Here is a 23,564-nt window from a genome sequence, read left to right on the forward strand (position 1 = left end):
CAATGCCGGCAGTCCGGTGCCCAGCTGGAGACCCCTGTCGCCCACCGAGCGAGCGGTGGCGATCGAGGTGCTCACCAACGGGCCGAGCTCGCGCAGCGAGATCGCCCGCCGCCTCGGCATGTCCGGAGGCAGCCTCACCCGTCTCGCCAAGCCGCTGATCGACTCGGGGCTGCTGCTGGAGGTGCACCAGCCCCCTCCGGGCCTGACGGTCACTTTGGGGCAGGGGCGCCCCGGCCGGCCCCTCGACATCGTCACCGACCCATGGCACTTCGTCGGCCTCAAGATCACCGCCGACACCGTGTACGGCGTCGTCACCACCCTGAAGAGCACGGTCGTGCGCCGCGAGGACCGGCTGCTGGAGTCGCAGGAGCCAGAGGCGGTGGCGGACGCGGCTCACTCGATCGTGCGGTCCTTCTCCGAAGACTTCCCCCAGCTCGCCGGTATCGGCGTCGGGATCGGCGGCTCCGTGCGGGACCGCTCCGTCGCCGCCGACGCCCCCTGGCTGCATTGGCAGGAGGTGCCCTTCGCCGACCTGCTGCGGGAGCGCACCCACCTCCCGGTGGTCCTGGAGAACGACTTCGCCGCCCTGATGGAGGCGGAGACGTGGTTCGGCGCGGGGCGGGGCCACGACCGCTTCGCCGTGCTGACCATCGGCGCCGGCGTGGCATACGGCCTCGTCATAGGCGGCGAGCCCATCCGCCCCTCGGACAACTACAGGGGCACCGCGGAGCGCTGGATCCTCGATCCGAGCGGGCCGCTGACGCCCTACGGGGAGCGCGGCAGCGCCACGTCGCTGCTCACCGTCCAGAGCATCGAGTACCAGGTACGGGCGGCGACCGGCCGGTGGGTCGGCTACGAGGAGATCCTCAAGGCCGCAGGGGACGGCGAACCGGCGGCCGCCCGCGTCGTCGGCGAGGCCGCGCGGGGTCTGGGCTTCCTCATCGCCCAGATCGCGAACTTCGCCATGCCGGAGAAGATCCTGCTCGCGGGAGAGGGCGTCGGGCTGATGGACGTGGCGGGCGAGAAGGTCCACGAGTCCCTCGCGGCGAACCGCAACCCCTGGGCGGACCCGGTGAACCTGGAGACGAAGGTGTCCGACTTCCACGACTGGGCCCGCGGCGCCGCGGTTCTCGCCATCCAGGTGCTGGTCCTCGGCGGCGGCGCCGAGGACTGACTCCGAGACCGCCGCCACCGCCCCGGGCGCCTCCGCCACCGCCCGCCCCGGGCGCCGTCACCTCGGCCCGCCCCGGACGGGTCGGGCACACCCGGCGCGCTCCCCGCCCGCAGGACGTACCGCCGGTTCAGAAGCCCTCCCGCCGCGCGGGGCCGGCCGTACCGGTGCGGGCCCCGGTCGCCGCACGGGCCCCGGTCGCCGCACGGGGCCCGCGCGGCGACCGGACGGCGCGGGTGTGTCAGCCGCCGAGCCACTCCCTCGTCCGCAGCGGAAGCCCCGACTCCCCGCTGACGGGAGTTCTCACCGCGAGGATCTGGTTGACGCCGATCCGGTTGCGTTCGAAGGCGAGCGCGCTCGCCGCCATGTACAGCCGCCAGACCCTCGCGCGCCCGGGCGAAGTGAGCGCAGCGGCACGCGGGAAGGCCCCCTCCAGGTTGTCGACCCAGGCCCGCAGCGTCAGGGCGTAGTGCTCCCGCAGCGACTCCACGTCCCGCACCTCGAAGCCCGCTTCCTCCAGCGCGCCCGCTGTGCGGGCCAGCGGCGCCAACTCGCCGTCCGGGAAGACGTACGCCTCGATGAAGTCGTCCACCCGGTACGCCGATTCGTCCCGCAGCGGGCGCCGCGCGATCTGGTGGTTGAGCAGCCTCCCCCCGGGTTTCAGCAGCGAGTACAGCCCGCCCGCGTACTGCAGGTAGTGCTCCCTGCCGACGTGTTCGGCCATACCGATGGAGGCGATGGCGTCGTAGGGGCCGTCGGCGACGTCGCGGTAGTCCTGCACCCGGATCTCCACCCGGTCGGCCAGGCCCTCCTCCGCCACGCGTTTGCGTGCGTACGTCGCCTGCTCGTGCGAGAGCGTGATACCGACGGCGCTCGCTCCGTACTCGCGCGCCGCGTGCAGCACCAGCGAGCCCCACCCGCAGCCGACGTCCAGCAGCCGGCTGCCCGTGGTGAGCGCCAGCTTGCGGCAGACGAGATCCAGTTTGGCGTGCTGAGCCTCTTCCAGCGTGGGCTTCCGCCCTTCGTCCCCCGGCTCCCAGTAGGCGCAGGAGTAGACCATGCTCGGGCCGAGCACCAGCTCGTAGAAGTCGTTGCCCACGTCGTAGTGGTGCCTGACGGCCTGGCGGTCGCGTCCCGGCGTATGCCGCACTCCGAAGCGCCGCCGCGTCTCCTCACGGGGCGGCGCGGGAGGGGGCAGCGGACCGCCGAGGGACAGCAGTTCGCGCGCGGCCGCCCGCACGTCCGGGTCGCGGACGAGCGCCGCCACGCGCTGCCGTGAGCCGCCGTCTTCGTTCTTCTCCCAGAGCAGCGGGGCCAGTTGGGCGAGCAGGCCGTACAGGTCTCCGTCGACGTCGAGTTCGCCGGCGACCCATGCCCGGGCGAGGCCCAGCTCACCGGGGGACCACAGGATGCGGCGCAGAGCGCGGCGGTGGCGGATGCGCAGTACGGGGGCGCTGGGCGGCCCGGCCGTACTGCCGTCCCAGGCCCTGATACGGATCGGAAGCGGTTCCTCGAGCAGTCTCTCGGCGAGCGCGGCGAGCCGCGGCGCGACGTCGGTCAATGCACACACCTCCAGGCAGGAAGGGGCGAATCTCCCTTATGCAACCTGATTGTCGTGCAAAGTATGCCGAACCACACTGACTTGGGGACTATTCGTCACAGCCGCCGTGCCCGTCCGCACCCTGTGCCGCGCGCGTCCCGGCAGACGACGAAGGGGGCGCCCGCCCCACGGATGGCGGACGCCCCCTTCGCGGGGCTCTCGTTCTCGTATCCCGGCCTTGCAGCCGTCAGGAAGCCTTGGCCTCTTCCCGCCGCTGCGCGCGGTCCTCCTTGACCCGGGTCTTGCGCTCCGCTTCCGCCACTTCGCCGGCGGCCCTCGAGACGGGCGAGGCCGCCTCGTAGAACTCCTCGCGCGGGTGCTCCATGGCGCCCAGCGAGACGACCTCCCGCTTGAGGAACATCGCCAGCGTCCAGTCGGCGAAGACGCGGATCTTGCGGTTCCAGGTCGGCACGGCCAGACCGTGGTAGCCGCGGTGCATGTACCAGGCCAGCCGGCCCTTGAGCTTGATCCGGGTCCTGCCCAGAACGATCATCGCGACGCCCTTGTGCAGCCCGAGGCCCGCGACGGCGCCCTTGTTGGCGTGCTTGTAGTCGCGCTGCGGGAAGCTGCGCAGCCGGGAGATGACGTTGTCGCCCAGCACCTTGGCCTGGCGGAGCGCGTGCTGCGCGTTGGGCGGGCAGTACGCCTGCTCCTTGCCCGCCGCCAGGTCGGGGACCTGCGCGTTGTCGCCGGCGGCCCAGACGTGGTCCGTGCCGCGGACCTGCATCGTGGCGTCGACGTCGACGTGGCCCTTGGGGCCGAGCGGCAGACCGAACCGGGCCAGCGCCGGGTTGGGCTTGACGCCCGCCGTCCACACGATGGTGCTCGACTCGACGTCGAGGCCGTTCTTCAGCAGGACGCGGCCGCCCACGCAGGACTCCAGCGAGGTGCTGAGGTAGACCTCCACGCCGCGGCTCTTGAGGTGCTCCAGACCCCACTCGCCCAGCTTCGGGCCGACCTCCGGCAGGATGCCGGGCGCCGCGTCGACCAGGATGAACCGCATGTCCTCGCGCCGGACGTTCGGGTAGTACTTCGCGGCGTCGCGGGCCATGTCCTCGACCTCGCCGACGGTCTCGGCACCCGCGAAGCCGCCTCCGACGAAGACGAAGGTCAGCGCGCGGCGCCGGACGTCCTCGTCGTGGGTCGAGTCGGCCTTGTCCAACTGCTCGAGCACGTGGTTGCGCAGGCCGATGGCCTCCTCCACGCCCTTCATGCCGATGCCGTTCTCGGCCAGGCCGGGGATCGGGAAGGTACGGGAGACCGCTCCCATGGCGATGACCAGGTAGTCGAAGGGCAGGTCGTACGCCTCGCCGACCAGCGGGGCGATCGTGGCGACCTTGCGGTCCTGGTCGATGGTCGTGACGCGACCGGTGAGGACCTCGGCCTTCGGCAGCACGCGTCGCAGCGGCACCACGACGTGGCGCGGCGAGATGCTGCCGGCAGCGGCTTCGGGGAGGAAGGGCTGGTACGTCATGTACGAGCGCGGGTCGACGACTGTGACCGTCGCCTCGCCGTAGCGCATCTTCTTCAGGATGCGGCGCGCCGCGTACAAGCCGACGTACCCGCCGCCCACTACGAGGATTCGGGGACGCTCCGTGGTGCTCATGTCTCCGAGTATCCACCCGGCCCCCGGGGGGACCTCGTGAGGGGCTTCACAAGCACCCTCCGAGGTGGTGCTACACTGCGCCGCCACGCACCGGAAGCCGTCCGGCCCACCACGGGCCCGTTGCACGCCCGGAGCCTCCGCGCACCCCTTGAGCTGCACTTATCGTCGCCCCCACGAGAACAGCGGAGGGGACGCCGGTGAACGTGTCACACGGCTGGAATGCGCCGTTCACGCAACGGGGCCGCACCCGAGGCCCGAATCGGGCTCTTCGCGGTGTGATACGCGTCCGACGAGGCACTTTCCCACGTGAATTATTTCACGAGACTTCTTCGCGGAGGCTTGCGAAGGCCCCCGCGACCCCTTTCAAAGGAGCCGCGGAGGTCTCAAGTGAGGCTCCACGCAATGCCGTCGAGGATGGCTCGCGAACGCGACTCCTACACCTGGCAGTGTGTACACGCAAATGCGTACACTGAGTCCATGACCGAGAACACCGCGACCGTCAGAGACGCACGCGCACACCTCGCGGAGCACATCAACCAGGCCGAGGAAGGCACCCCGACCGTCATCACACGCAACGGTGTCCCGGTCGCCGCAGTCGTGCCGATCGCCGACTTCGAAGCGTTGGAAGAAGCGGCCGACCTGATGCTGGCCCGTGAAGCGGAAGCAGTTCTGGCCGACGGCGAGCCCACGATTTCGATGGCCGAGCTGCTGGCGGACCTGTTCAGCGAGCGCGGTGAAGGCGCCGCGTGAAGTACGCGTTCCGGTTCACCACAGCGGCACAGCGGCAGATCCGGGCCATCGACCGACCCGAAGCCATGCGCATCCTGACCGCGCTGACCGCCCTCGGCAACGATCCGTACCGCGAGGACACCGACATCAAGAAGCTCACCGGCCCCTCGGGTCTCTACCGGCTCCGGGTCGGCAACTACAGGGTCGCGTACCAGATCAACGACGGGGAACTCCTCATCCTCGTCGTCAAGGTGGGCGACCGGCGGGACGTCTACCGCAACCTGTAGCGCCCTCTCCTCCTACCGCGCATCGAGTGCCGTGTGGATCGCAATGCCGTCGAGGATGTCGTGCTCGCTGACGACGACCTCGCCCGCACCCGTCCGTTCCATGATCATCTGCAGTATCAGCGCTCCCGCGACGATCACGTCCACCCGTCCCGGATGCATCACGGGGATCGCGGCGCGCTCCGCGTGCGTGCTGTCCAGCAGGCGCTGGACGATCTCCCGTACCTGCCCGGCGGAGACGCAGGAGTGGTGGATGGCGGCCGAGTCGTACTCGTCCAGTCCGAGCGCGATGCCGGCAACCGTCGTGACCGTCCCCGCGAGCCCGACGAGGGTCCGCGCCTCGGCCAGCGGAACGCTCCGTGCGGCCTCGTCGAGAGCGGCGGTGACGTCGGCGCGCATCGCCTCGATCTGGTCAGGAGTGGCACGGCCCGAGAGGCCGTGGCGTTCGGTGAGCCGCACGCAGCCCACGTCGACGGAGCGCGCCGCGCGGACCTCCTCCGAACCCACCACGAACTCGGTCGAGCCACCGCCGATGTCGACGACCGCATAGGGCCGCTCCACGTCCTGGCGTCCGGCGAGCTCCTTCGTGGCGCCCGTGAAGGAGAACTGCGCCTCCTGGTCACCGCTGATCACTTCCGGCTCGACGCCGAGGATCTCCACGACGCCGCGTACGAACTCGTCCCGGTTCTCCGCGTCCCGCGACGCCGATGTGGCGACGAAACGCAGACGCTTCGCGCCGTGCTCCTCGATCACCTGCGCGTACCGGCGGCATGCGGCGAACGTCCGCTCCAGCGCCTCGGGCGCCAGCCTGCCCGTACGGTCGACGCCCTGGCCGAGCCGGACGATCTCCATCCGCCGGTCCAGGGTCTCCAGTTCGCCGGTTGCGGCATCGACGTCCGCCACCAGAAGCCGGATCGAGTTCGTACCGCAGTCCACAGCGGCGACACGGGGCATGCGTTCTCCTCACGGCAGCCGGCTGCACGACGGCCGCCTCACGACGGGCGGACCACCAGCGTATTCGGCTCCGGCACCGGACCGGCCCGCTCCGCCCGTCAGTCCTCGCCGGGCTCGGCCGGGGCGGGGGCGACGCAGGGACCCTTGGCCCACCACTCAGGCAGCATCGCCAGCGCCTCGTCGCCCAGGGGATTGACACCGGGCCCCGCGACCAGGGAGTGCGCGACCAGAACGTGCAGGCACTTCACACGGTCAGGCATGCCGCCCGCGCTGGGGAAGCCGCTGAGCACCTCGATGGCGTCACGGCGGGCCAGGTAGTCCTCGTGGGCCGCGCGGTAGGCGGCGGCCAGCTCCTCGTCCTGCTCCAGCCGCGCCGTCATCTCCCGCATGACGCCGTTCGCCTCCAGCGTGCCGATGGCGGAGGCGGCACGCGGGCACGTCAGGTAGTACGTCGTGGGGAAGGGGGTGCCGTCCTCCAGCCGGGGCGCCGTCTCCACCACGTCGGGGAGCCCGCAGGGGCAGCGGTGCGCGATGGCGCGCAGACCGCGCGGCGGGCGCCCCAACTGCTCCTTGAACGCGGCCACATCCGCGTCCGTGGGGGGCGTGGGCCGGGTCTGCGGCGGGGGCGATTCCATCGGTCGTCGGCTCTTTCCGGGGTGAGGCGGTGGCGGGCGGGTCCAGGCAGGGGGCGGGTCAGGCAACGGGTCGGGAGGACATGGGTTCGGAGGACGGGGTCGGGCGGACGGGGGTTCCCGGCGAACGCGGCCGGAAGAGCTCCGGGAGAACGGCCCGGGCGGAGGGGATGTCAGGACGCGGGACGGACGGGGCGACGGGGGGCGGCGGACGGGCGTCAGCGACGGCCGTCGGCCTCGTCCACGCCGTCCCACAGGTTCTGGTACCAGGCGCGGTCCGGACCGTGGTCCGAGGGCCGGTGGGCGGCGCCCGTACCGTCGCGCACGGTGTATCCGACCTCGCCGGGACGGACGAAGTGCAGGTGCTCGCGGGCCTGTTGCTCGACGAACGCCGGGTCCTCCCACCGTGCCCGCAGCTCACGCAGCTGCTTGACCTTCTTGCGTGCGTGCTCCGCCTGGCGCTGCTGCTCGGCGATCTCCGAGCGCTGCGAGACGTACTGCCGCATCGGGTAGGCGAGCGCCACGACGAGGGAGCAGACGACCAGGGCCAGCAGCGCCGCGCGTCCGGTCAGGCGGCTGCGGCGCGGTGCGCGCACGGTGCGGCCGCGGGCCCGGTAGAGACGTTCGGCAGCCTGGGCACCGAGAGCCCTGATCCTGGTCGCGGTGGAGAACCGATCCGCGGGCACGTTCCTCCCCTGTCCCCTTCAGCTGTCCGTTTCAGCTGTCCGTTTCAGCTGTCGGTGGCCCGGTCCCGGCGGCCTCCGGCGGAGCGCCGGCGAGCGGCTCCCGGGACGAAGCCCCCGCCACCGTACGGGAACGGCGGCGGGGACGGGTGCAGCGACGGCCGGTCGGACCGGCCGTCGCCGCCCCTCGTCGGCCAGGCCCCGGCTGTCAGCCCTTGTAGCGCGGGAAGGCGCTGCGGCCGGCGTAGACAGCGGCGTCGTCGAGGATCTCCTCGATACGCAGCAGCTGGTTGTACTTGGCGACCCGCTCCGAGCGTGCCGGGGCGCCGGTCTTGATCTGGCCGCAGTTGGTGGCGACCGCGAGGTCGGCGATGGTGACGTCCTCGGTCTCGCCGGAGCGGTGGGACATCATGCACTTGAAGCCGCTGCGCTGCGCCAGCTCCACGGCGTCCAGCGTCTCGGTGAGCGAGCCGATCTGGTTGACCTTCACCAGCAGGGCGTTCGCGGCGCCGTCCTCGATGCCGCGGGCGAGCCGCTCGGGGTTGGTGACGAACAGGTCGTCGCCGACGAGCTGGACCTTCGTGCCGAGCTTCTCGGTGATGGTCTGCCAGCCCGCCCAGTCGTCCTCGAACAGCGGGTCCTCGATGGACACCAGCGGGTAGGCGTCGACGAGTTCGGCGTAGTAGTCCGTCATCTCGGCGGCGGTACGGTCCTTGCCCTCGAAGGAGTAGACGCCGTCCTTGTAGAACTCGGACGCGGCAACGTCGAGAGCGAGGGCGATGTCCTGTCCGACGGTGTAACCGGCCTTCTGGATCGCCTCGACGATGAGGTCGAGCGCCTCACGGTTGGAGCCGAGGTTGGGCGCGAACCCGCCCTCGTCGCCCAGGCCGGTGGCCAGACCGCGCTCCTTCAGGACGCCCTTCAGCGCGTGGTACGTCTCCGCACCCCAGCGCAGCGCCTCCGAGAACGACTCGGCGCCGATCGGGGCGATCATGAACTCCTGGACGTCCACGTTCGAGTCGGCGTGGGAGCCGCCGTTGAGGATGTTCATCATCGGCACGGGCAGCATGTGCGCGTTCGGACCGCCCAGGTAGCGGAAGAGCGGGAGGTCCGACGCCTCGGACGCGGCGTGGGCGACCGCGAGCGAGACGCCGAGGATGGCGTTGGCGCCCAGCGACGACTTGTCGGCGGTGGCGTCCAGGTCGAACATCGCCTGGTCGATGAGGCGCTGCTCGGTGGCGTCGTACCCCACGAGCTCGGGGCCGATCTGCTCGATCACCGCGAGCACGGCCTTCTCGACGCCCTTGCCGCCGTAGCGGCCCGTGTCGCCGTCGCGGAGCTCAAGGGCCTCGAAGGCACCGGTCGAGGCGCCCGACGGGACGGCAGCACGGCCCGTGCTGCCGTCGTCGAGGCCGACCTCGACCTCCACCGTGGGGTTGCCTCGCGAGTCGAGAATCTCGCGGGCTACGACGACGTCGATGGACGGCACGAGGATCTCCTTCGTGAAGGGTCTGGCTTACTGCACCAGAGCCTAACGGGCGCGGAGGCCTGCCCTGCCCGTGCACTCGTGTCGGGCGGGACGACAGCCGGCGAAGCTCCAGCTCAGGAGATGGGGCGACGTCCTCGATTTTGTTTGATGGCGGAAGAAAAGGCGCGCTCCCGGCACGGACCGCCAGGTCCGTGCGCCCGCACGCCCTCCGTGCGCTCACCACGCGCACGCGCGGGACGGAAGGAGCTCGGCGCGAGGCGCAAGGAGCTCGGGCAAGGAGCTCGACGCGCGGGGCGCAAGGAGCTCGGCGCGGGGCCGGCGGCTGCGGGTCAGCCGCCGCCGGGGCGCCCCGCCGCTACCGCTGCCGCCGTCAGAAGCGCAGTTCCTGGCCGGGGCGGATCAGGTCCGGGTCCGACCCGACGACGTCCCGGTTGCTCTCGTACAACTCGGGCCAGCCGCCTTGAACTCCGTACTCCTCAGCGATGCCCGAGAGGGACTCCCCGGGGGCGACGCGGTGGCCCTCGGCGTCCGCACCGGAGCCGGGGCGTGCGTCGTCGCCTTCGCGGGAGGGATGTTCGTCCGCGTCGCCGCGGCCCCCTTCGGAGCCGTCGCCGGAGCCGTCGGGGCCTGAAGCGTCATCGGAATCCGAGGAGTCACCGGAGTCCGCGGAGCCGTCCGAGCCGCCGGAGTCCGAGGATTCGCCGGAGCCGCCCGTGGCGCCGCCTTCCGATCCGTCACCCGACTCCGAGTCGCCGCCGGGATATGACGGATAGTCCGACTCTCCGGACTCGTCCGGATCAGCGGATTCACCCGAGCCGTCCGATTCGCCGGAGCCCGAGGAGTCACCCGAGTCGTCCGGCGTGTCGCCCGGCGAGGGGGACGCCTCGCCGGACCCCTCGGAGGTGTCGCCGTCGCCCGAGCCGCCGTCACCGGACGAACTGCCGTCGCCCTCCGGGGCACTGTCCGACGGGTCTGTGGGATAAGGGCGTTCGGGAACGGGTTCGTACGATTCCTCCGAGCCGTCCGGTTCCGTCACATCCGGCGTCTCGCCGGAGTCCGCCGAAAGTCCCGCACTCTCGGCGCAGTCGGACCAGACCTCGGTCCCGCGGCCCTCGAGGATCTTCTCCGCGACCTCGATCTGCTGACCGCGGCTGGCGAGGTCCGGGCGCTCCGCGAAATCGGTGCCGCCGAACTCCTCCCAGGTCTCCTGGTCGAGTTGGAGTCCGCCGTAGAAGCCGTTGTCCTCGTCGGCGCTCCACAGGCCGCCGCTCTCGCACTCGGCCACCTTGTCCCAGGTCGAGGTGTCGGCGGCGTTCGCGCCGGTGGCTCCGAGCAGCGGGAGTGCGATGCCCGCGCCTGTCACGCCTGCCGTGACCACGAAAGAGGGTGCCTGACGCGGACGCCTGTGGCGTCCGTTCCCGGAGAACAAGGGCGGCATGGGGGGCCTCTCGTAAGGACTCGGAAGTTCGCCGCCCGAAGCTATCTTTGAATGTTCATCATCACAAGGCCGTGTCACACAGATCACGCGAAGGTCACACGCAGTTCAGGCGCCACACACGTCACAGCGATTCGGACCGCCGAGTCCCGGCACTGCCCACCGCGCCGAACTGGACGGGCAGTTGACGGAGCCCGCGCATGATCAGACCGCCGCGCCACCGCAATTCGGACGGGTCCACCGCCAACCGCACATCCGGAAGCCGACGCAGAAGCGAACCCAGCGCCACCCGTCCCTCCAGCCGGGCCAGCGGAGCCCCCAGGCAGTAGTGGATCCCGTGCCCGTAGCCGAGGTGCTGGTTGTCGCGGCGCCCCAGATCCAGCACGTCCGGCCGGTCGAACTTGGCCGGATCACGATCGGCGGCGGCGAGCACGACCAGCACCGGGTCCCCCTCGCCGATACGCTCCCCACCGATCTCCAGCGGCTCGGTCGCGAAACGCCAGGTCGCCATCTCGACAGGCCCGTCGTAGCGGAGGAGTTCCTCGACCGCCGTAGCCAGCGCCGCCTCGTCCCCCTCCTCGACCGCACGCGTCAGCTCCGCCCGCTGAACAGGGTTGCCGAGCAGCGCGTACGTGCCGTTGCCGATCAGATTGACCGTCGTCTCGAAGCCGATCTGACCATGAGGAGAAAGAATGGTGTAGCCGGGCTCCTTCGCCAGGCCAGTGCCGGGTCCGGGTATCGCTGCCTCCCCCTTGTCCCGGGAGGATCGCTCTTAACCTCTGCGAGCAGGCCGGCCCGCAACTGGCCGGTGACCGTCAACTGCGGCAGGGTCGGCCGCCTGTAGGCCGGCAGTGGCGGAAGCTCGCACTCCGCTTATTGATTTAGGTGCCTCCCGTCGAGCGATTCGGCAGAATCTCCGGGCAGACCCCTCGCCCGCAGCATCGGAGGAGAGCCCCGACGCGCGGTTCACGACGCTATCAAGGCGTCGGCCCACAGGGGAATTGAGCTGGGGAATTGAGCTGGGGAATTGGGCCGCGGCTGCGGATTCGAAACGGACGAGCGGGGCTCGGCGAGGGCGGGTGACGAGACCGGGACACTGCCTGGAAGGCTATGTCGCTCCACGTTCCCTAGTCGGATGCCCGGGGGACGAAACACGAGCCGGAGGTCGGCAATGAACGAGAGCGAGGGTCCTGACGGACCTGTTGCCGGGTCAGACGAACCCCGTCGCCCCCCAGGGACTGACTCTGCAACACCAGCTTCCGAAGAGGCTGAGCGCAGGAGTCCTTCCGATGAAGGCGATTCGCAGGGCGGCTCCCACGATGAGGACACCGACGCACTGCGACGCCTAAGAAGCTGGTTGAAAGATCATGCGGGAGCTGTAATCGGTTGGACGGTATCGATAGTCCTCACCACAATCCTCGGCTGGTACTTAACCCCGGCTCTAGAGGTCCGCTCCGACCGGGCGGTCGAGCGGGATCAGCAAGAACGGGCGAAAGGCAAAGATTCGCTCGACTGGGAGGCGTCGTACAACTTCAGCCCCATGGATGGCTATGTCTATGCCATGCCGGGAGTTCTGCCGGCAAAGACGCAGAAGAAGCTTATTGTCCCCACTCCGCTCGACGAGGACTACTACAGAGATCTGCTTAAGCCGCACGGAGCCGTTCAAATGGGCCACCCTCTAGACGCCACCCCCGCTTCGAGGAAAATGCTGACCCGTGTACGAGTCAATTTGACAGGCCAGCAAGCCGACCCGGTGCTGATCAAGGGCATCACAGCGCACGTTCTCAAGAGGCATAAACCCTTGAGCGGCACTCTTACCGTTGGCGCAGGAGAGGGGGAGGGCGAAGTGGTGAAGGTAGGGTTCGATCTCGACGCCGGCGATCGAATATCCGCGCGTAAGATGACTGATTCTGGCCATCTAGGAAATCGCTACTTGGACAGCAAATATATCACCTTGAAGCAAGGTGAACCGATCGTGATTGACTTCGTCGCATTCACTGCCAACTGTCATTGTGAATGGCAGATCGACGTGACCACCAGGTCTGACGGCCACGATGAGGTCGTGACCATCGATGACGGGGGCCGCCCGTTCCACAGCACCGGCATTGCGCACAAATATCGATCGGAATTCCAGTACGTCTTCCCGTCCGGGGAGGTGAGCCACTTCAAGGAGATAGCTCCCAAGTACAGGGAGTGATCCGGGTCGAAATCTCAGACACGTGCAGCACGGCAGTTCTCAGCCGGTAAACGGCTTCAGTCGCGGCTTGTGCGGCGGCTTGGGCATGTCCGCGAAGCGCAGCGGATACGCCGGGTCGTCCTGGCGGAACGGCCAGGCGTTGTCGCTGACGATGTCCGGCGCGCGACTGGCACAGTGGCGCCGACTAACACCTACTTGGCTAGGCGTCGTTGACTTGGCCGCATTGTCCGCATCTCCCTGATTCGATTGCTATGGCAGTTTTGGCGACAGGATGACAGCGAGTATGTGTGGGCTGCCAGAGCGCGGTACCGTCGTCCGGTGATTGGCAGCCCGACCCCTCCGCCGCTCTTCGACTGGGAGTTCGCAGCCGACCCGTACCCCGCCTACGCGTGGCTGCGCGACCACGCGCCTGTCCGCAGGACCGAACTGCCCAGCGGGGTCGAGGCGTGGCTGGTCACCCGTTACGCCGATGCACGCTTTGCTTTGGCGGACCAGCGTTTGTCGAAGAACCCTGAGAACCATTCCGTTGACGCCTCGGGGAAGCGGAAGACCGGGATTCCCGGCGAGCGCAGCGCGAACCTGATGACGCACCTGCTCAACATCGACCCGCCCGACCACACGCGGCTGCGGCGCCTGGTCTCGAAGGCGTTCACGCCGGCCCGGGTCGCCGAATTCGAGCCTCGTGTACGGGAGTTGACGGACCAGCTCATCGACGGTTTCGCGGCACGCGGAGAGGCCGATCTGATCCACGAGTTCGCCTTCCCCCTCCCCATCTACGCGATCTGCGACATGCTCGGCGTCCCCGCCGAGGACCAGGACGACTTCCGCGACTGGGCGGGCATGATGATTCGGCATGCTGGCGGTTCTCGGGGTGGAGTTGCCCGGTCGGTGAAGAAGATGCGGGGCTATCTCGCTGAACTCATCCACAGGAAGCGCGCAGATCTCGGTGAGGATCTGATCTCCGGTCTGATCCGAGCGAGCGACGGCGGTGAACATCTCACGGAGAACGAAGCCGCGGCGATGTGCTTCGTGCTTCTCTTTGCGGGTTTCGAGACCACCATCAACCTGATCGGTAACGGGGCGTATACCTTGCTCCGGAACCCAGAACAGAGAGCGCTTCTCCAGGAAAGCCTTAGCCGCGGGGACAGCGCACTTCTGGAATCGGGGATTGAGGAACTGCTGCGCTACGACGGGCCCGTGGAGATGGCCACCTGGCGCTATGCCACGGAGCCCCTTCAGCTCGGCGGGCAGGACATCGCCCGGGGAGATCCGATCCTGGTCGTACTCGCGGCAGCTGACCGCGACCCCGCAAAGTTCGATCAGCCGGACGTGCTGGACCTCTCACGCCGGACCAATCCGCACCTCGGGTACGGCCATGGCATCCACTACTGCCTTGGCGCACCTCTCGCACGACTGGAGGGCCGCGTCGCCCTGAGTACGCTGCTGCGCCGGCTCCCGGACATCCGGCTCGCCGCGGACCCTGCCGACCTTCGCTGGCGCGGGGGGTTGATCATGCGTGGCTTGCGGTCGCTTCCCGTCGTGTTCACCCTCGAAGACAGATGATGATCATGGCTACGGCCCCCGCCCGATCTTGAGTGGCGGCCGTAGTCACGACGCTTCCGCAGGTCAGATGCGGATTAGCAGGCACGGCGCGGCGCCGGGCAGTGTCATCCCTCGGTTCCTGGGAGTACGACGGGCGACGGGCGACGGGTCGACGAGCAACGTACGGCGGGCGGAAGGCGCGTGGCCCAGCTCCCCCGCACGATGTGCGGCTCAGGAGCGTCCGGCGGACGGGCTCAGTGATGGCCCAGGCCACCGCTCCCGAACGAACCGCTGCTGCCCTCGTCCCACTTGGGCTGAGGTCGCTCGTGCTCACCAGGGTGACTGTCGGAGTCGTAGTCCTTGAACTCGTAGGGCATGCGCCGCTGCCCGTCGTGCGGCACCTCGTCAGGGACGCGGTGACTCGTCTCGTACCCTTGCGGCTCCTCCGGCCCTGGCTCCCCGGGGCTGGAAGGGCGTTGGTCACCGCGGCTGCGGATCCGGATGCCGTACGAGACGGCCAGAATCAGGCCGACCACGACCACAATCCCTGCCACCAGTGGGGCGATTCCCACCAGCAGGTCGCGGTTCTCGGCGAGCGGAATCATCGGAGTGTTTCCGGCGAGAGCTGCGTACATGGCCTACGGGTACCCCCGATCGACCGGATATGCGGTCCCTTCGCAGGGGGTGGGGGGCGAGAGGGGACGGAGCGGGGGGGGAGGCTGGAGCGGGGTTGGGGCCTGGCCCTGCGCGGTGTCCCGCACGGGAGCACCACGACGGGACCGGTGGGCACCACCGCAGGGTCGCCGGAACGGGAGCACCGCGCCGGGGCCCGATCACCACGCCGTAAGGAGAGCACCGCCCCGGGACGAGAGCGTCGCTCTCCGAGTGGCACGGCGTTACGGGTTCTGGGCGCCGCTCTTGGAACGTCGCTCCGAACGAAGAGCACCGCTCACGAGGGGAGCGAGCACCGCGCCGGTCGCGGATCAGCGCTCTCGCTACTGCACAGCGTCACGTGGCCGGAACATCGCTCAGCGTGGAGCACCGCACCGACCTCAGAGCACCGCTCACAAACAGCACAGAAAGCAGCACCAGGCCGGAGCACCGCTCACGGAGTGGAGCGGTGGGCGCGACATGGGCGCGACGTGGCCGGGTGCGCTGACATGGCTTCCGCCAGCGCGGCGGCCCGGCGAAGAGTCACAAGTCGGCTCTCCGATCGAGCATCGCTCCCCTCTCCGCACGGCCAGGCGCTTGCGGGCAGGCAAGCTCGGCTCAGCAGTCACGCTTCAGAGCACTGCTCTCTTCACAGGTCGGCGCTCCCTCGTCGAGGGGAGACTCGAAGCGGAGGCTCGAAGTGAGAGCAGAAGTGAGAGCACTGTTCTCAAAGGCGGACGGTGCTCGCAGTCCTACGGAGAGCAAACGGGGACGAGAGCGCCGCTCTCATCGCAGAGCGCTGCTCACGGGCGGCACGGGGCGTTCGTACGGAGAGCACTGCTCTCGCACTCACCGCACCAGCACCGCCCGCCCGCCCGCCACTGATCACTCCGGGATCACTCACTCAGGCCCCCGTCACTCAGGACCGAGCGACTCCAGAACCGATGGCTCAGGGACCGATGACTCAGGGACCGCTCCGGCAACTCCAGGACCGCTCCGGTAACTCCGGGACCCCTCACCCCGACCGGACTCCGCCACCGCTCACCCCGACCGATGGCTCAGGGACCGATGACCCAGGGACCGCTCACGCCCGTCCGCTCCGAACTCCAGGCCCGCTCACTCCGGGTCGGCTGCGCCTTCCGCCGCGCGGATGGCGTCGCGGTACGTGCGTGCGGCGGCTCGAAGTGCCGTCTCCGGGTCGACCCCGTCGGCCTCCGCGCGTACGGCCAGCGCCAGCAGCTCGTACCCGACGCCCGGTCCCGCCGGCACTCCTTCCGGCAGTTCCAGTCCGGCCAGCCGCACCCGGCTTGCCAGCTTCGCGGCGAGCGCCAGAGCAGGCTGCCCCAGCGGAATCCCCTCCGTGACGGACTCGCGCTGCTTCTCCTCGGCCTTGGTGCGCAGCCAGTGGGCCCGTACGTCCTCGGCCGTCGCGGCCTGCTCCTCGCCGAAGACGTGCGGGTGCCGGTGGACGAGCTTCTCGACGATGGCGCCGGCGACGTCGTCGACGGAGAACGGCTCGTCCGGGTCCTCCTGAGCGATGCGGGCGTGGAAGACGACCTGCAGCAGCACGTCCCCGAGTTCCTCGCACAGCTCTGCGCGGTCGCCGTTCTCGATGGCTTCGACGAGTTCGTACATCTCCTCGATGCCGTACTTGGCCAGGCCTTCGTGGGTGCGGGCGCCGCTCCACGGGCAGTCGCTGCGGATGCGGTCCATGACCTGCACCAGATCCAGGAAGCGCGCTCCGGGCAGGTCGTAGGAGCCCGGAAGCAGTTCCAGCTCGGGCATCGCGGTGCGGCCCGATCCGGCGAGGGTCGCGAGCGAGTCGGTCAGCCGCGTCTCACCTTCCGGTGCGGCGATGACGACTGTCGTACGGCCTTCTGCGCCCGCGTCGACCAGGTCCTGTGCCTTCGGCTCGCTCCCGGCGTCCACCTCGATCCCGGCTTCCCGCACGTACGGCAGTTGCGGGTGGTCCGGGTCGGCGCACACGACGTGGTCCGCGTTGCGCAGGGCCTCCCAGGCGGGCCAGGACAGCAGTCCCGGAGCGACGCGGTGGCTGGTGGTGAGGAGGACGATGCGACCTGCGGGAACTGATGTGCTCACGCGTCGAACGTACCGCAGGGGCCGATCAGTCCGGCCCTCCCCGCTGGGCGGCCGCACTCGCCCCGCGCCGCGGTACCGGACTCCTCCGGGGCCTGACGGGGCGCCTGCCGGCCCCGAGGGGCCCCACCGGCTGTCTGGTCCCGTCAGTGCTCATGCTGTTCGCGGTCCGCCTGCCGGCCGGTGACGTCCTGCAGCCACGGCTCGGTGCGGTTGCCGAGCACGGACTGCTTCACGTCCCACTTGCCGAAGCGCGGGTTGACGCGGATGTGCATGCTCTTGGAGGTCTTGGAGAACTTCTGGGCCAGAGCCTTGTTGCTCTCGGGCGAACCCGGCTGGATACCCGAAGCCTTGGCGATCTTGTCCACGGCGATCTGCATGCGCAGCCGGTCGTCGATGTCGCCGGGAGCGATGGCCTGCTGCTGGAGCAGGGCCTCCTTCAGCTTCTTCGATCCGCCCGCCTGCTTCTCCAACTGCGCCCGCGCCTCGCCGACCTCGCGGCGGGTCACCGAGACTCCGGCGTCGTCGGCGGCCTTCTTCACGATGCGGTCGCGGATGAGGTTGTCGAGGGTGGCGCGGGTCAGCTGACCGCTGCCCTTGATGATCTCCTCGCCGCGCGGGGCCTCGCGCTGCGCGTCCCTGACTTCCTTCACCTTCGCCTGGAGCTGCCCCACCGTGATGCGTTCGCCGCCGAGCACTGCAGCCGCACCGGGGTGCGCGTCGTTGCCGCATGCGGTGAGCAGCGGTGCTGCGACGAGCAGCGCGGCTGCACCGCAGACGGTGAGCGCGGACCTACGGCGACGGCTTCCCTTTGTGCTGCTGTGCATCGATTCTCCCGGACGGCGGCAAGGGTCGTGCGAGGGTGCATGACCTGGCGTTGCTCGATGTTAAGTAGATCGCGGTGGTTGAGACCACCGCTTCAGCTCTCTTCCCGACAACGATTCGACGTTGCCGTGGACTCGCCCTGACCGCAACGGGCCCGCCAACACCCGTGGAAGACCGAAGAGGACGGCCCCCGCACAGCCCCGTCTCACGCCCTCGACCGCCCCGTCCCGCCCCACGGGCCGCTCCCGCCCCGCCATCCCACCGCGCTGGGCCGGGCCACCGCCCCGCCCCCGCCTCGTCCCCTCCTCCGGCGGCCCCACCGGCCGGACGTCGGGCTCGGGTTACCCCCACTCCCCTTCAGGGGCTTGCCGGATGGCCGCGCCCGTGCCGAGCGCCTAGCTTCCCTTCCATGCCACTGATGACGCTCCGTGCGCACCACCGCGCACCGTCCGCCGCCGTGCTCGCTCTCGCCCTCACCCTCGCCCTGCCGTTCGTGACGGCCGCCGACGCGGCAGCCGCGGCAGGCGGCGCGGGGACCGCCGCTCCGCCGGAGCGGGCGGCGTCGACGTCGGACCCCGCCCAGGCGGCTGCGCCGAGCACCAAGCCCGGTGCGGCGCGCGAGAGGCTGACGATTCCGCGTCCCTCGGGCCCGTACGCCGTGGGCCGCGACACTCTCCACCTCGTCGACCGCTCCCGCACCGATCCGTGGCAACCGCAGGCCGGGGCGCGGGAGTTGATGGTCTCCGCGTACTACCCGGCGCGGCACGGCACGGGCGGCCGTACGGTCCCGTACATGACCCGGCGCGAGGCCGAAGCCCTGCTGGAGGGTCAGGACCTGGCCGGGAAGGTGCCGGTGGAGACGGTGACGTCGGTGCGCACCAACGCGCGGACGGACGCCCGTCCCGTCCGCGGCAGGCGTCCGCTGGTCGTCCTCTCCCCCGGTTTCACGCTGCAGCGCACCACGCTCACCGTCCTTGCGGAGGAACTCGCGGCGAGGGGTTACGTGGTGGCTGTCGTGGACCATGCCTGGGAGTCGTTCGGTACGTCCTTCCCCGGCGGACGCGTGACGACGTGCGCCGCCTGCGACGCCGTGGAGGAGGCGCCCGACGGGGAGGGGTCGCGGGCGGTGCTGGCGAAGGTCGCGAGTGGCCGTTCCGCTGATGTGTCCTTCCTGATCGACGAGTTGACGGGCCCCCGCCCCGCCTGGCGGCACGCCCGCATGATCGACCGGCGGAGCATCGGTGTGGCGGGCCACTCCATCGGCGGCAACTCCGCCGCTCGGCTCATGGCCGACGACGAGCGCGTCCGGGCAGGCGTGAACCTGGACGGCACGTTCTTCTCCCCCGTGCCCGAAGAGGGCCTGGACCGCCGTCCGTTCCTGATGATGGGCACCGCGGCGGGCCACAGCCCCGGTGGCGTGGACGGGACGTGGGACGAGGCATGGGAGCGGTTCGACGGCTGGAGGCGATGGCTTACGGTCGAGGGCTCCGGGCACTTCACGTTCAACGATCTGCCCGTTCTGGCAGGGCAGTTGGGCATGACCGATCCCGATACGCCGCTGCCCGGCGACCGTTCGGGGCAGATCACCCGCGCCTACACGGGTGCGTTCTTCGACCGGCACCTGCGCGGCATCCCGCAGCCGCTGCTGCGTGGGCCCTCACCCGCGAACCCGGAGGTGCGCTTCCACCGGCCGTGACCTGCATACGGCCCGCCGCCCTCGCGCCGCGGGTTCCGTCCCGGAGTCCGCGGGCCCCGCCCCCGAGTTCGCGGCCCCGGTCCCGGAGACCCGCGGGCCCGTCCCGCGTCCACCGTCTCGCGGCCCGCGTCCCCACCGGTCCGGCCGCCGGCGCCTCAGGCCCCCGGTACCGACGTGAGGAACTCCCCGACCCATGCCAGCAGTTCACGGCCGACGACGGGCTTCCCGCCGATGCCGCCCGCCTTCGGACGCGGCACCAGCACCTGCCGCGTCGCGCTCTTGACGACGGAGCGCGGATAGAGCCGGTTGAGCCGCAGCTCCTGCGACTCGCGCAGCTCCACCGGGCCGAACCGCACGTTGTTGCCCTGGAGCGTGACGTCCGTGACGCCGCACGACCGGGCCAGCATGCGGAGCCCCGCCACCAGCAGCAGGTTCTCGACCGGTTCGGGCAACGGGCCGTAGCGGTCGGCGAGTTCCTCGCGAACGGCGGCGATGTCCTCCTCGGAGTTGGCGGAGGCGATGGCCCGGTACGCCTGGAGGCGCAGCCGCTCGCCGGGGGCGTAGTCGTGCGGTACGTGCGCGTCCACCGGCAGTTCGATCTTCACCTCGAGCGGGGCTTCCTCGACCTCGCCGCCGCCTTCTTCCAGCGCCTTGCGGTAGTCGGCGACGGCCTCGCCGACCATCCGCACGTACAGGTCGAAGCCGACCCCGGCGATGTGGCCGGACTGCTCTCCGCCGAGGAGGTTGCCGGCGCCGCGGATCTCGAGGTCCTTCATCGCGACGTACATGCCGGCGCCCATCTCGGTGTGCTGGGCGATGGTCGCCAGCCGCTCGTGCGCGGTCTCCGTCAGCGGCTTCTCCGGCGGGTAGAGGAAGTAGGCGTAGCCGCGTTCCCGGCCGCGCCCGACCCGGCCGCGCAGCTGGTGCAGCTGCGAGAGGCCGAAGTTGTCGCCGCGTTCGACGACGAGGGTGTTGGCGTTGGAGATGTCGATGCCGTTCTCGACGATCGTCGTGGCGACCAGCACGTCCGACTTCTTCTCCCAGAAGTCGACGACGACCTGTTCGAGGGCCTGCTCCGACATCTGCCCGTGCGCCGTGGCGATCCGGGCCTCAGGCACGATCTGGCGCAGCCGCGCCGCCGCGCGCTCGATGGACTCCACACGGTTGTGGATGTAGAAGACCTGCCCCTCACGCAGCAGTTCGCGGCGGATCGCGGCGCCGATCTGCTTCTCCTCGTACGGCCCGACGAACGTCAGCACGGGGTGCCGCTCCTCGGGCGGGGTGGTGATCGTCGACATCTCGCGGATGCCGGTGACGGCCATCTCCAGGGTGCGCGGGATGGGGGTGGCCGACATGCTCAGCACGTCGACGTTGGCGCGGAGCTTCTTCAGCTGCTCCTTGTGCTCGACGCCGAAGCGCTGCTCCTCGTCGACGATGAGCAGTCCGAGGTCCTTGAACTTGGTGTCGGACGAGAAGAGGCGGTGCGTGCCGATGACGACGTCGACGGAGCCCTCCTGGAGCCCGTCGACGACGGCGCGTGCCTCGCTCTCCGTCTGGAACCGCGACAGCGCCCGCACGTTGACGGGGAACTGTCCGTACCGCTCGGAGAACGTGGAGAAGTGCTGCTGCACGAGCAGCGTCGTCGGTACGAGGACGGCGACCTGCTTGCCGTCCTGCACGGCCTTGAACGCGGCGCGCACGGCGATCTCGGTCTTGCCGTAGCCGACGTCTCCGCAGATCAGCCGGTCCATGGGGACCGACTTCTCCATGTCCTCCTTGACCTCGCCGATGGTGGTGAGCTGGTCGGGCGTCTCGGCGTAGGGGAAGGCGTCCTCCAGCTCCCGCTGCCAGGGCGAGTCCTGGCCGAAGGCGTGCCCGGGGGCCGCCATGCGCGCCGAGTACAGCTTGATGAGGTCGGCGGCGATCTCCTTGACGGCCTTCTTCGCGCGGGCCTTGGTCTTCGTCCAGTCGGCGCCGCCGAGGCGGTGCAGCGAGGGCTGCTCGCCTCCGACGTACTTGGTGACCTGCTCCAGCTGGTCCGTGGGGACGAACAGCCGGTCCCCGGGCTGTCCGCGCTTCGCGGGCGCGTATTCCACCAGCAGGTACTCGCGGGTGGCGCCCTGCACGGTGCGCTGGACCATCTCGACGTAGCGGCCGACGCCGTGCTGCTCGTGCACGATGTAGTCGCCCGGGACGAGGGTGAGCGGGTCGATCTGCTTGCGGCGCCGCACGGGCATCCGCGCGGCCTCGCGGCCCGCGGCTTTCTGCCCGGACAGGTCGGTCTCCGTCAGCACGGCCAGCTTCAGGCCCGGGTCGACGAAGCCGTTGTCGAGGCATCCCTGCGCCACGTGCACCACGGACGGCGCGATGCCGTCCAGGTCGCTCTCCAGGCGGGCCGCGATCCCCTCGTTCCCGAGCACTTCCGCCGTGCGGACGGCCGGCCCGTGCGCCTCGGTGACGTACACGCAGCGCCAGCCCGCCGACAGCCAGCCCTTGGTGTCGGCGAGGGCGCGGGCGGTGTCGCCGCGGTACGTCTCGGGTGCGTGCATGCCCAGCCGCAGGACGTCGTCCCCGCCGGTCTCCGGGTCGTCCGTCTCCAGGTCGGCGTCGCCGCTGAAGGGGCTGACCGACCACCACAACATGCCCAGTTCGCGGGCATGCTCCCGTACGTCGGCGATGCCCCACAGCGAGGCGGCCCCGAGATCGACGGGCGCCTGCCCCGAGTCGGACATGGCGGTGGCGCTCCAGGAGGCCTGGAGGAACTCCTGCGACGTGGCGACGAGGTCGGCCGCCCGGGTACGCACCCGTTCCGGGTCGCAGACCACGGCCATCGTGCCCTGCGGTACGACGTCGAGCAGCAGCTCCATGTCGTCGACGAGGACCGGCGCCAGCGACTCCATGCCTTCGACGGCGATACCCTCGGCGATCTTGCCGAGCAGTTCGCCGAGTTCGGGGTGGTCCTCCGCGAGGTCGGCTGCCCGCTGCCGCACCTCGTCCGTCAGCAGCAGTTCCCGGCACGGCGGTGCCCACAGACCGTGCTCGGCGGCCTCCAGGGAGCGCTGGTCGGCGACGCGGAAGTAGCGGATCTCCTCGACCTCGTCGCCCCAGAACTCCACCCGTAGGGGGTGCTCCTCGGTGGGCGGGAAGACGTCCAGGATGCCGCCCCGTACGGCGAACTCGCCGCGCTTCTCGACGAGTTCGACGCGGGAGTAGGCCGCCGCGGCGAGAGCGTCGACCGCCTCGTCCATCTCGGCGCTCTGCCCCTGCCGCAGCGCGACGGGCTCCAGGTCCCCCAGGCCCCGCACTTGCGGCTGGAGCACGGACCGCACGGGTGCGACGACGACGCTGACGGGCCCCGCACCCGGATCGTCCGCGTCCGGGTGCGCGAGGCGGCGCAGCACGGCGAGACGGCGGCCGACGGTGTCGGAGCGGGGCGAGAGCCGCTCGTGCGGCAGCGTCTCCCACGACGGGTACTCCACGACGCCCTCGGGCGGCAGCAGCGAGCGCAGCGACTCGGTGAGGTCCTCCGCCTCGCGGCCCGTCGCCGTCACGGCCAGCACGGTGCGGCCGGAGGAGCGGGCGAGCGCGGCGACGGAAAGAGGCCGGGCGGCGGCGGGGCCGACGAGGTCGACGTGGCGCCGGTTGCCGTCGGCGGCGGCCTTGACGGCCTCCTCGAGTGCGGGGTCGCGGGCGACGGCGTCGAGCAGTCCGGTGAGACTCATGTGGGGCTTCCCGTCCGGGGGTGGGCAACGCGAGATGCCCCGCAACGGCGCGACGCGGACGTTCCGGGGGTTTCCAAGCGTACGGCGGCCGGACGACCGCCGCCGACCCGATCGGCGGTGGCCCCTCGCAAGGGGACGGCGCCGCCGGGACGACTCGACCGCCCCGCCGCAGTGGAATCGCGGGCCTGACAGCGGGCGGCGTCACGCTGGCGCGGCGGGAGGCACAGGTGCGGTGGCGGAACGGGCGAGCC

The 23,564-nt window shown here is 70.4% G+C and carries 17 protein-coding genes and 1 pseudogene; 6 read left to right on the forward strand and 12 right to left on the reverse strand.

The features are described from left to right. The first annotated feature begins 55 nt into the window (after window positions 1–55). On the forward strand, window positions 56–1,174 hold the full coding sequence (locus tag H181DRAFT_RS16040; RefSeq protein WP_045865177.1) for an ROK family transcriptional regulator: 1,119 nt from the start codon (window positions 56–58) through the stop codon (window positions 1,172–1,174). A gap of 238 nt (window positions 1,175–1,412) precedes the next feature. Here the strand turns inward: H181DRAFT_RS16040 and H181DRAFT_RS16045 are convergent, their stop codons facing one another. Together H181DRAFT_RS16045 and H181DRAFT_RS16050 are read right to left on the reverse strand one after the other, a co-directional pair. Continuing rightward, on the reverse strand, window positions 1,413–2,732 hold the full coding sequence (locus tag H181DRAFT_RS16045) for an SAM-dependent methyltransferase (RefSeq protein ID WP_045865178.1): 1,320 nt from the start codon (window positions 2,730–2,732) through the stop codon (window positions 1,413–1,415). Window positions 2,733–2,958: 226 nt separating this feature from the next. Next, window positions 2,959–4,377: an NAD(P)/FAD-dependent oxidoreductase gene (locus H181DRAFT_RS16050; protein ID WP_045865179.1), complete on the reverse strand. Its 1,419-nt coding sequence runs from the start codon at window positions 4,375–4,377 to the stop codon at window positions 2,959–2,961. A 477-nt stretch (window positions 4,378–4,854) separates the two neighbouring features. Here H181DRAFT_RS16050 and H181DRAFT_RS16055 point away from each other — a divergent pair, with 477 nt between their 5' ends. Together H181DRAFT_RS16055 and H181DRAFT_RS16060 are read left to right on the forward strand one after the other, a co-directional pair. After that, window positions 4,855–5,127, forward strand: coding sequence for a type II toxin-antitoxin system Phd/YefM family antitoxin (locus tag H181DRAFT_RS16055; RefSeq protein ID WP_045865180.1), 273 nt, complete (start codon window positions 4,855–4,857; stop codon window positions 5,125–5,127). Then, window positions 5,124–5,393: a type II toxin-antitoxin system RelE family toxin gene (locus tag H181DRAFT_RS16060; protein ID WP_045865181.1), complete on the forward strand. Its 270-nt coding sequence runs from the start codon at window positions 5,124–5,126 to the stop codon at window positions 5,391–5,393. The genes H181DRAFT_RS16055 and H181DRAFT_RS16060 overlap by 4 nt, the downstream gene beginning before the upstream one ends. Window positions 5,394–5,405: 12 nt before the next feature. Here the strand turns inward: H181DRAFT_RS16060 and H181DRAFT_RS16065 are convergent, their stop codons facing one another. The 6 genes and pseudogenes from H181DRAFT_RS16065 to H181DRAFT_RS16090 form a co-directional block, all read right to left on the reverse strand. Further along, window positions 5,406–6,344 carry a Ppx/GppA phosphatase family protein gene (locus tag H181DRAFT_RS16065; protein ID WP_045865182.1) on the reverse strand — a complete coding sequence of 313 codons (939 nt, stop codon included), beginning with the start codon at window positions 6,342–6,344 and terminating at the stop codon, window positions 5,406–5,408. 98 nt (window positions 6,345–6,442) lie between these two features. Then, the gene (locus H181DRAFT_RS16070) at window positions 6,443–6,979 is read right to left on the reverse strand and encodes a DUF501 domain-containing protein (RefSeq protein WP_045865183.1); all 537 of its coding nucleotides are present in this window, start codon (window positions 6,977–6,979) and stop codon (window positions 6,443–6,445) included. A gap of 215 nt (window positions 6,980–7,194) precedes the next feature. After that, entirely contained in the window at window positions 7,195–7,662 is a 468-nt protein-coding gene (locus tag H181DRAFT_RS16075) for an FtsB family cell division protein (RefSeq protein WP_045865184.1), read from the reverse strand. A gap of 205 nt (window positions 7,663–7,867) precedes the next feature. Beyond that, window positions 7,868–9,148, reverse strand: a complete 1,281-nt coding sequence (eno, locus tag H181DRAFT_RS16080) for a phosphopyruvate hydratase (protein WP_045865185.1) — start codon at window positions 9,146–9,148, stop codon at window positions 7,868–7,870. Window positions 9,149–9,518: 370 nt separating this feature from the next. Next, complete coding sequence (locus tag H181DRAFT_RS16085; protein ID WP_254666865.1) at window positions 9,519–10,526, reverse strand: LysM peptidoglycan-binding domain-containing protein; 1,008 nt, start codon at window positions 10,524–10,526, stop codon at window positions 9,519–9,521. Between the two features lie 181 nt (window positions 10,527–10,707). Next, window positions 10,708–11,253: pseudogene (locus tag H181DRAFT_RS16090) on the reverse strand (cytochrome P450); the annotation flags it as partial. Window positions 11,254–11,754: 501 nt separating this feature from the next. On the opposite strand from H181DRAFT_RS16090, the gene H181DRAFT_RS29180 reads away from it, so the two are divergent. Further along, window positions 11,755–12,780 (forward strand): hypothetical protein, encoded by a 1,026-nt coding sequence (locus H181DRAFT_RS29180; RefSeq protein WP_139131712.1) that lies wholly within the window; start codon window positions 11,755–11,757, stop codon window positions 12,778–12,780. 318 nt (window positions 12,781–13,098) lie between these two features. Next, the gene (locus tag H181DRAFT_RS16100; RefSeq protein ID WP_045865187.1) at window positions 13,099–14,343 is read left to right on the forward strand and encodes a cytochrome P450 family protein; all 1,245 of its coding nucleotides are present in this window, start codon (window positions 13,099–13,101) and stop codon (window positions 14,341–14,343) included. 233 nt (window positions 14,344–14,576) lie between these two features. On the opposite strand, the gene H181DRAFT_RS16105 is transcribed toward H181DRAFT_RS16100, so the two are convergent. The 3 genes from H181DRAFT_RS16105 to H181DRAFT_RS16115 form a co-directional block, all read right to left on the reverse strand. After that, window positions 14,577–14,957, reverse strand: coding sequence for a DUF6479 family protein (locus H181DRAFT_RS16105; protein WP_052708603.1), 381 nt, complete (start codon window positions 14,955–14,957; stop codon window positions 14,577–14,579). A gap of 1,132 nt (window positions 14,958–16,089) precedes the next feature. Beyond that, window positions 16,090–17,073: a nucleoside triphosphate pyrophosphohydrolase gene (locus H181DRAFT_RS16110; RefSeq protein WP_045865189.1), complete on the reverse strand. Its 984-nt coding sequence runs from the start codon at window positions 17,071–17,073 to the stop codon at window positions 16,090–16,092. A 143-nt stretch (window positions 17,074–17,216) separates the two neighbouring features. Next, window positions 17,217–17,897 carry a SurA N-terminal domain-containing protein gene (locus H181DRAFT_RS16115; protein ID WP_045865190.1) on the reverse strand — a complete coding sequence of 227 codons (681 nt, stop codon included), beginning with the start codon at window positions 17,895–17,897 and terminating at the stop codon, window positions 17,217–17,219. Between the two features lie 416 nt (window positions 17,898–18,313). Between H181DRAFT_RS16115 and H181DRAFT_RS16120 the strand changes: the two genes are divergently transcribed. After that, window positions 18,314–19,591, forward strand: a complete 1,278-nt coding sequence (locus H181DRAFT_RS16120) for an alpha/beta hydrolase family protein (RefSeq protein ID WP_045865191.1) — start codon at window positions 18,314–18,316, stop codon at window positions 19,589–19,591. 155 nt (window positions 19,592–19,746) lie between these two features. Here the strand turns inward: H181DRAFT_RS16120 and mfd are convergent, their stop codons facing one another. Then, complete coding sequence (gene mfd, locus H181DRAFT_RS16125; RefSeq protein ID WP_045865192.1) at window positions 19,747–23,313, reverse strand: transcription-repair coupling factor; 3,567 nt, start codon at window positions 23,311–23,313, stop codon at window positions 19,747–19,749. Window positions 23,314–23,564: the final 251 nt, after the last annotated feature.

Origin of the sequence: Streptomyces sp. WMMB 714 (assembly GCF_900090125.1) — a bacterium.
Lineage (GTDB): Bacteria > Actinomycetota > Actinomycetes > Streptomycetales > Streptomycetaceae > Streptomyces > Streptomyces daqingensis.

Coding starts and splice junctions, on each gene's coding strand:
- H181DRAFT_RS16050 (WP_045865179.1), bottom strand. CDS start 4,377: ATGAGCACCACGGAGCGTCCCCGAATCCTCGTAGTGGGCGGCGGGTAC.
- H181DRAFT_RS16055 (WP_045865180.1), top strand. CDS start 4,855: ATGACCGAGAACACCGCGACCGTCAGAGACGCACGCGCACACCTCGCG.
- H181DRAFT_RS16065 (WP_045865182.1), bottom strand. CDS start 6,344: ATGCCCCGTGTCGCCGCTGTGGACTGCGGTACGAACTCGATCCGGCTT.
- H181DRAFT_RS16070 (WP_045865183.1), bottom strand. CDS start 6,979: ATGGAATCGCCCCCGCCGCAGACCCGGCCCACGCCCCCCACGGACGCG.
- H181DRAFT_RS29180 (WP_139131712.1), top strand. CDS start 11,755: ATGAACGAGAGCGAGGGTCCTGACGGACCTGTTGCCGGGTCAGACGAA.
- H181DRAFT_RS16105 (WP_052708603.1), bottom strand. CDS start 14,957: ATGTACGCAGCTCTCGCCGGAAACACTCCGATGATTCCGCTCGCCGAG.
- H181DRAFT_RS16115 (WP_045865190.1), bottom strand. CDS start 17,897: ATGCACAGCAGCACAAAGGGAAGCCGTCGCCGTAGGTCCGCGCTCACC.
- H181DRAFT_RS16120 (WP_045865191.1), top strand. CDS start 18,314: ATGACGCTCCGTGCGCACCACCGCGCACCGTCCGCCGCCGTGCTCGCT.
- mfd (WP_045865192.1), bottom strand. CDS start 23,313: ATGAGTCTCACCGGACTGCTCGACGCCGTCGCCCGCGACCCCGCACTC.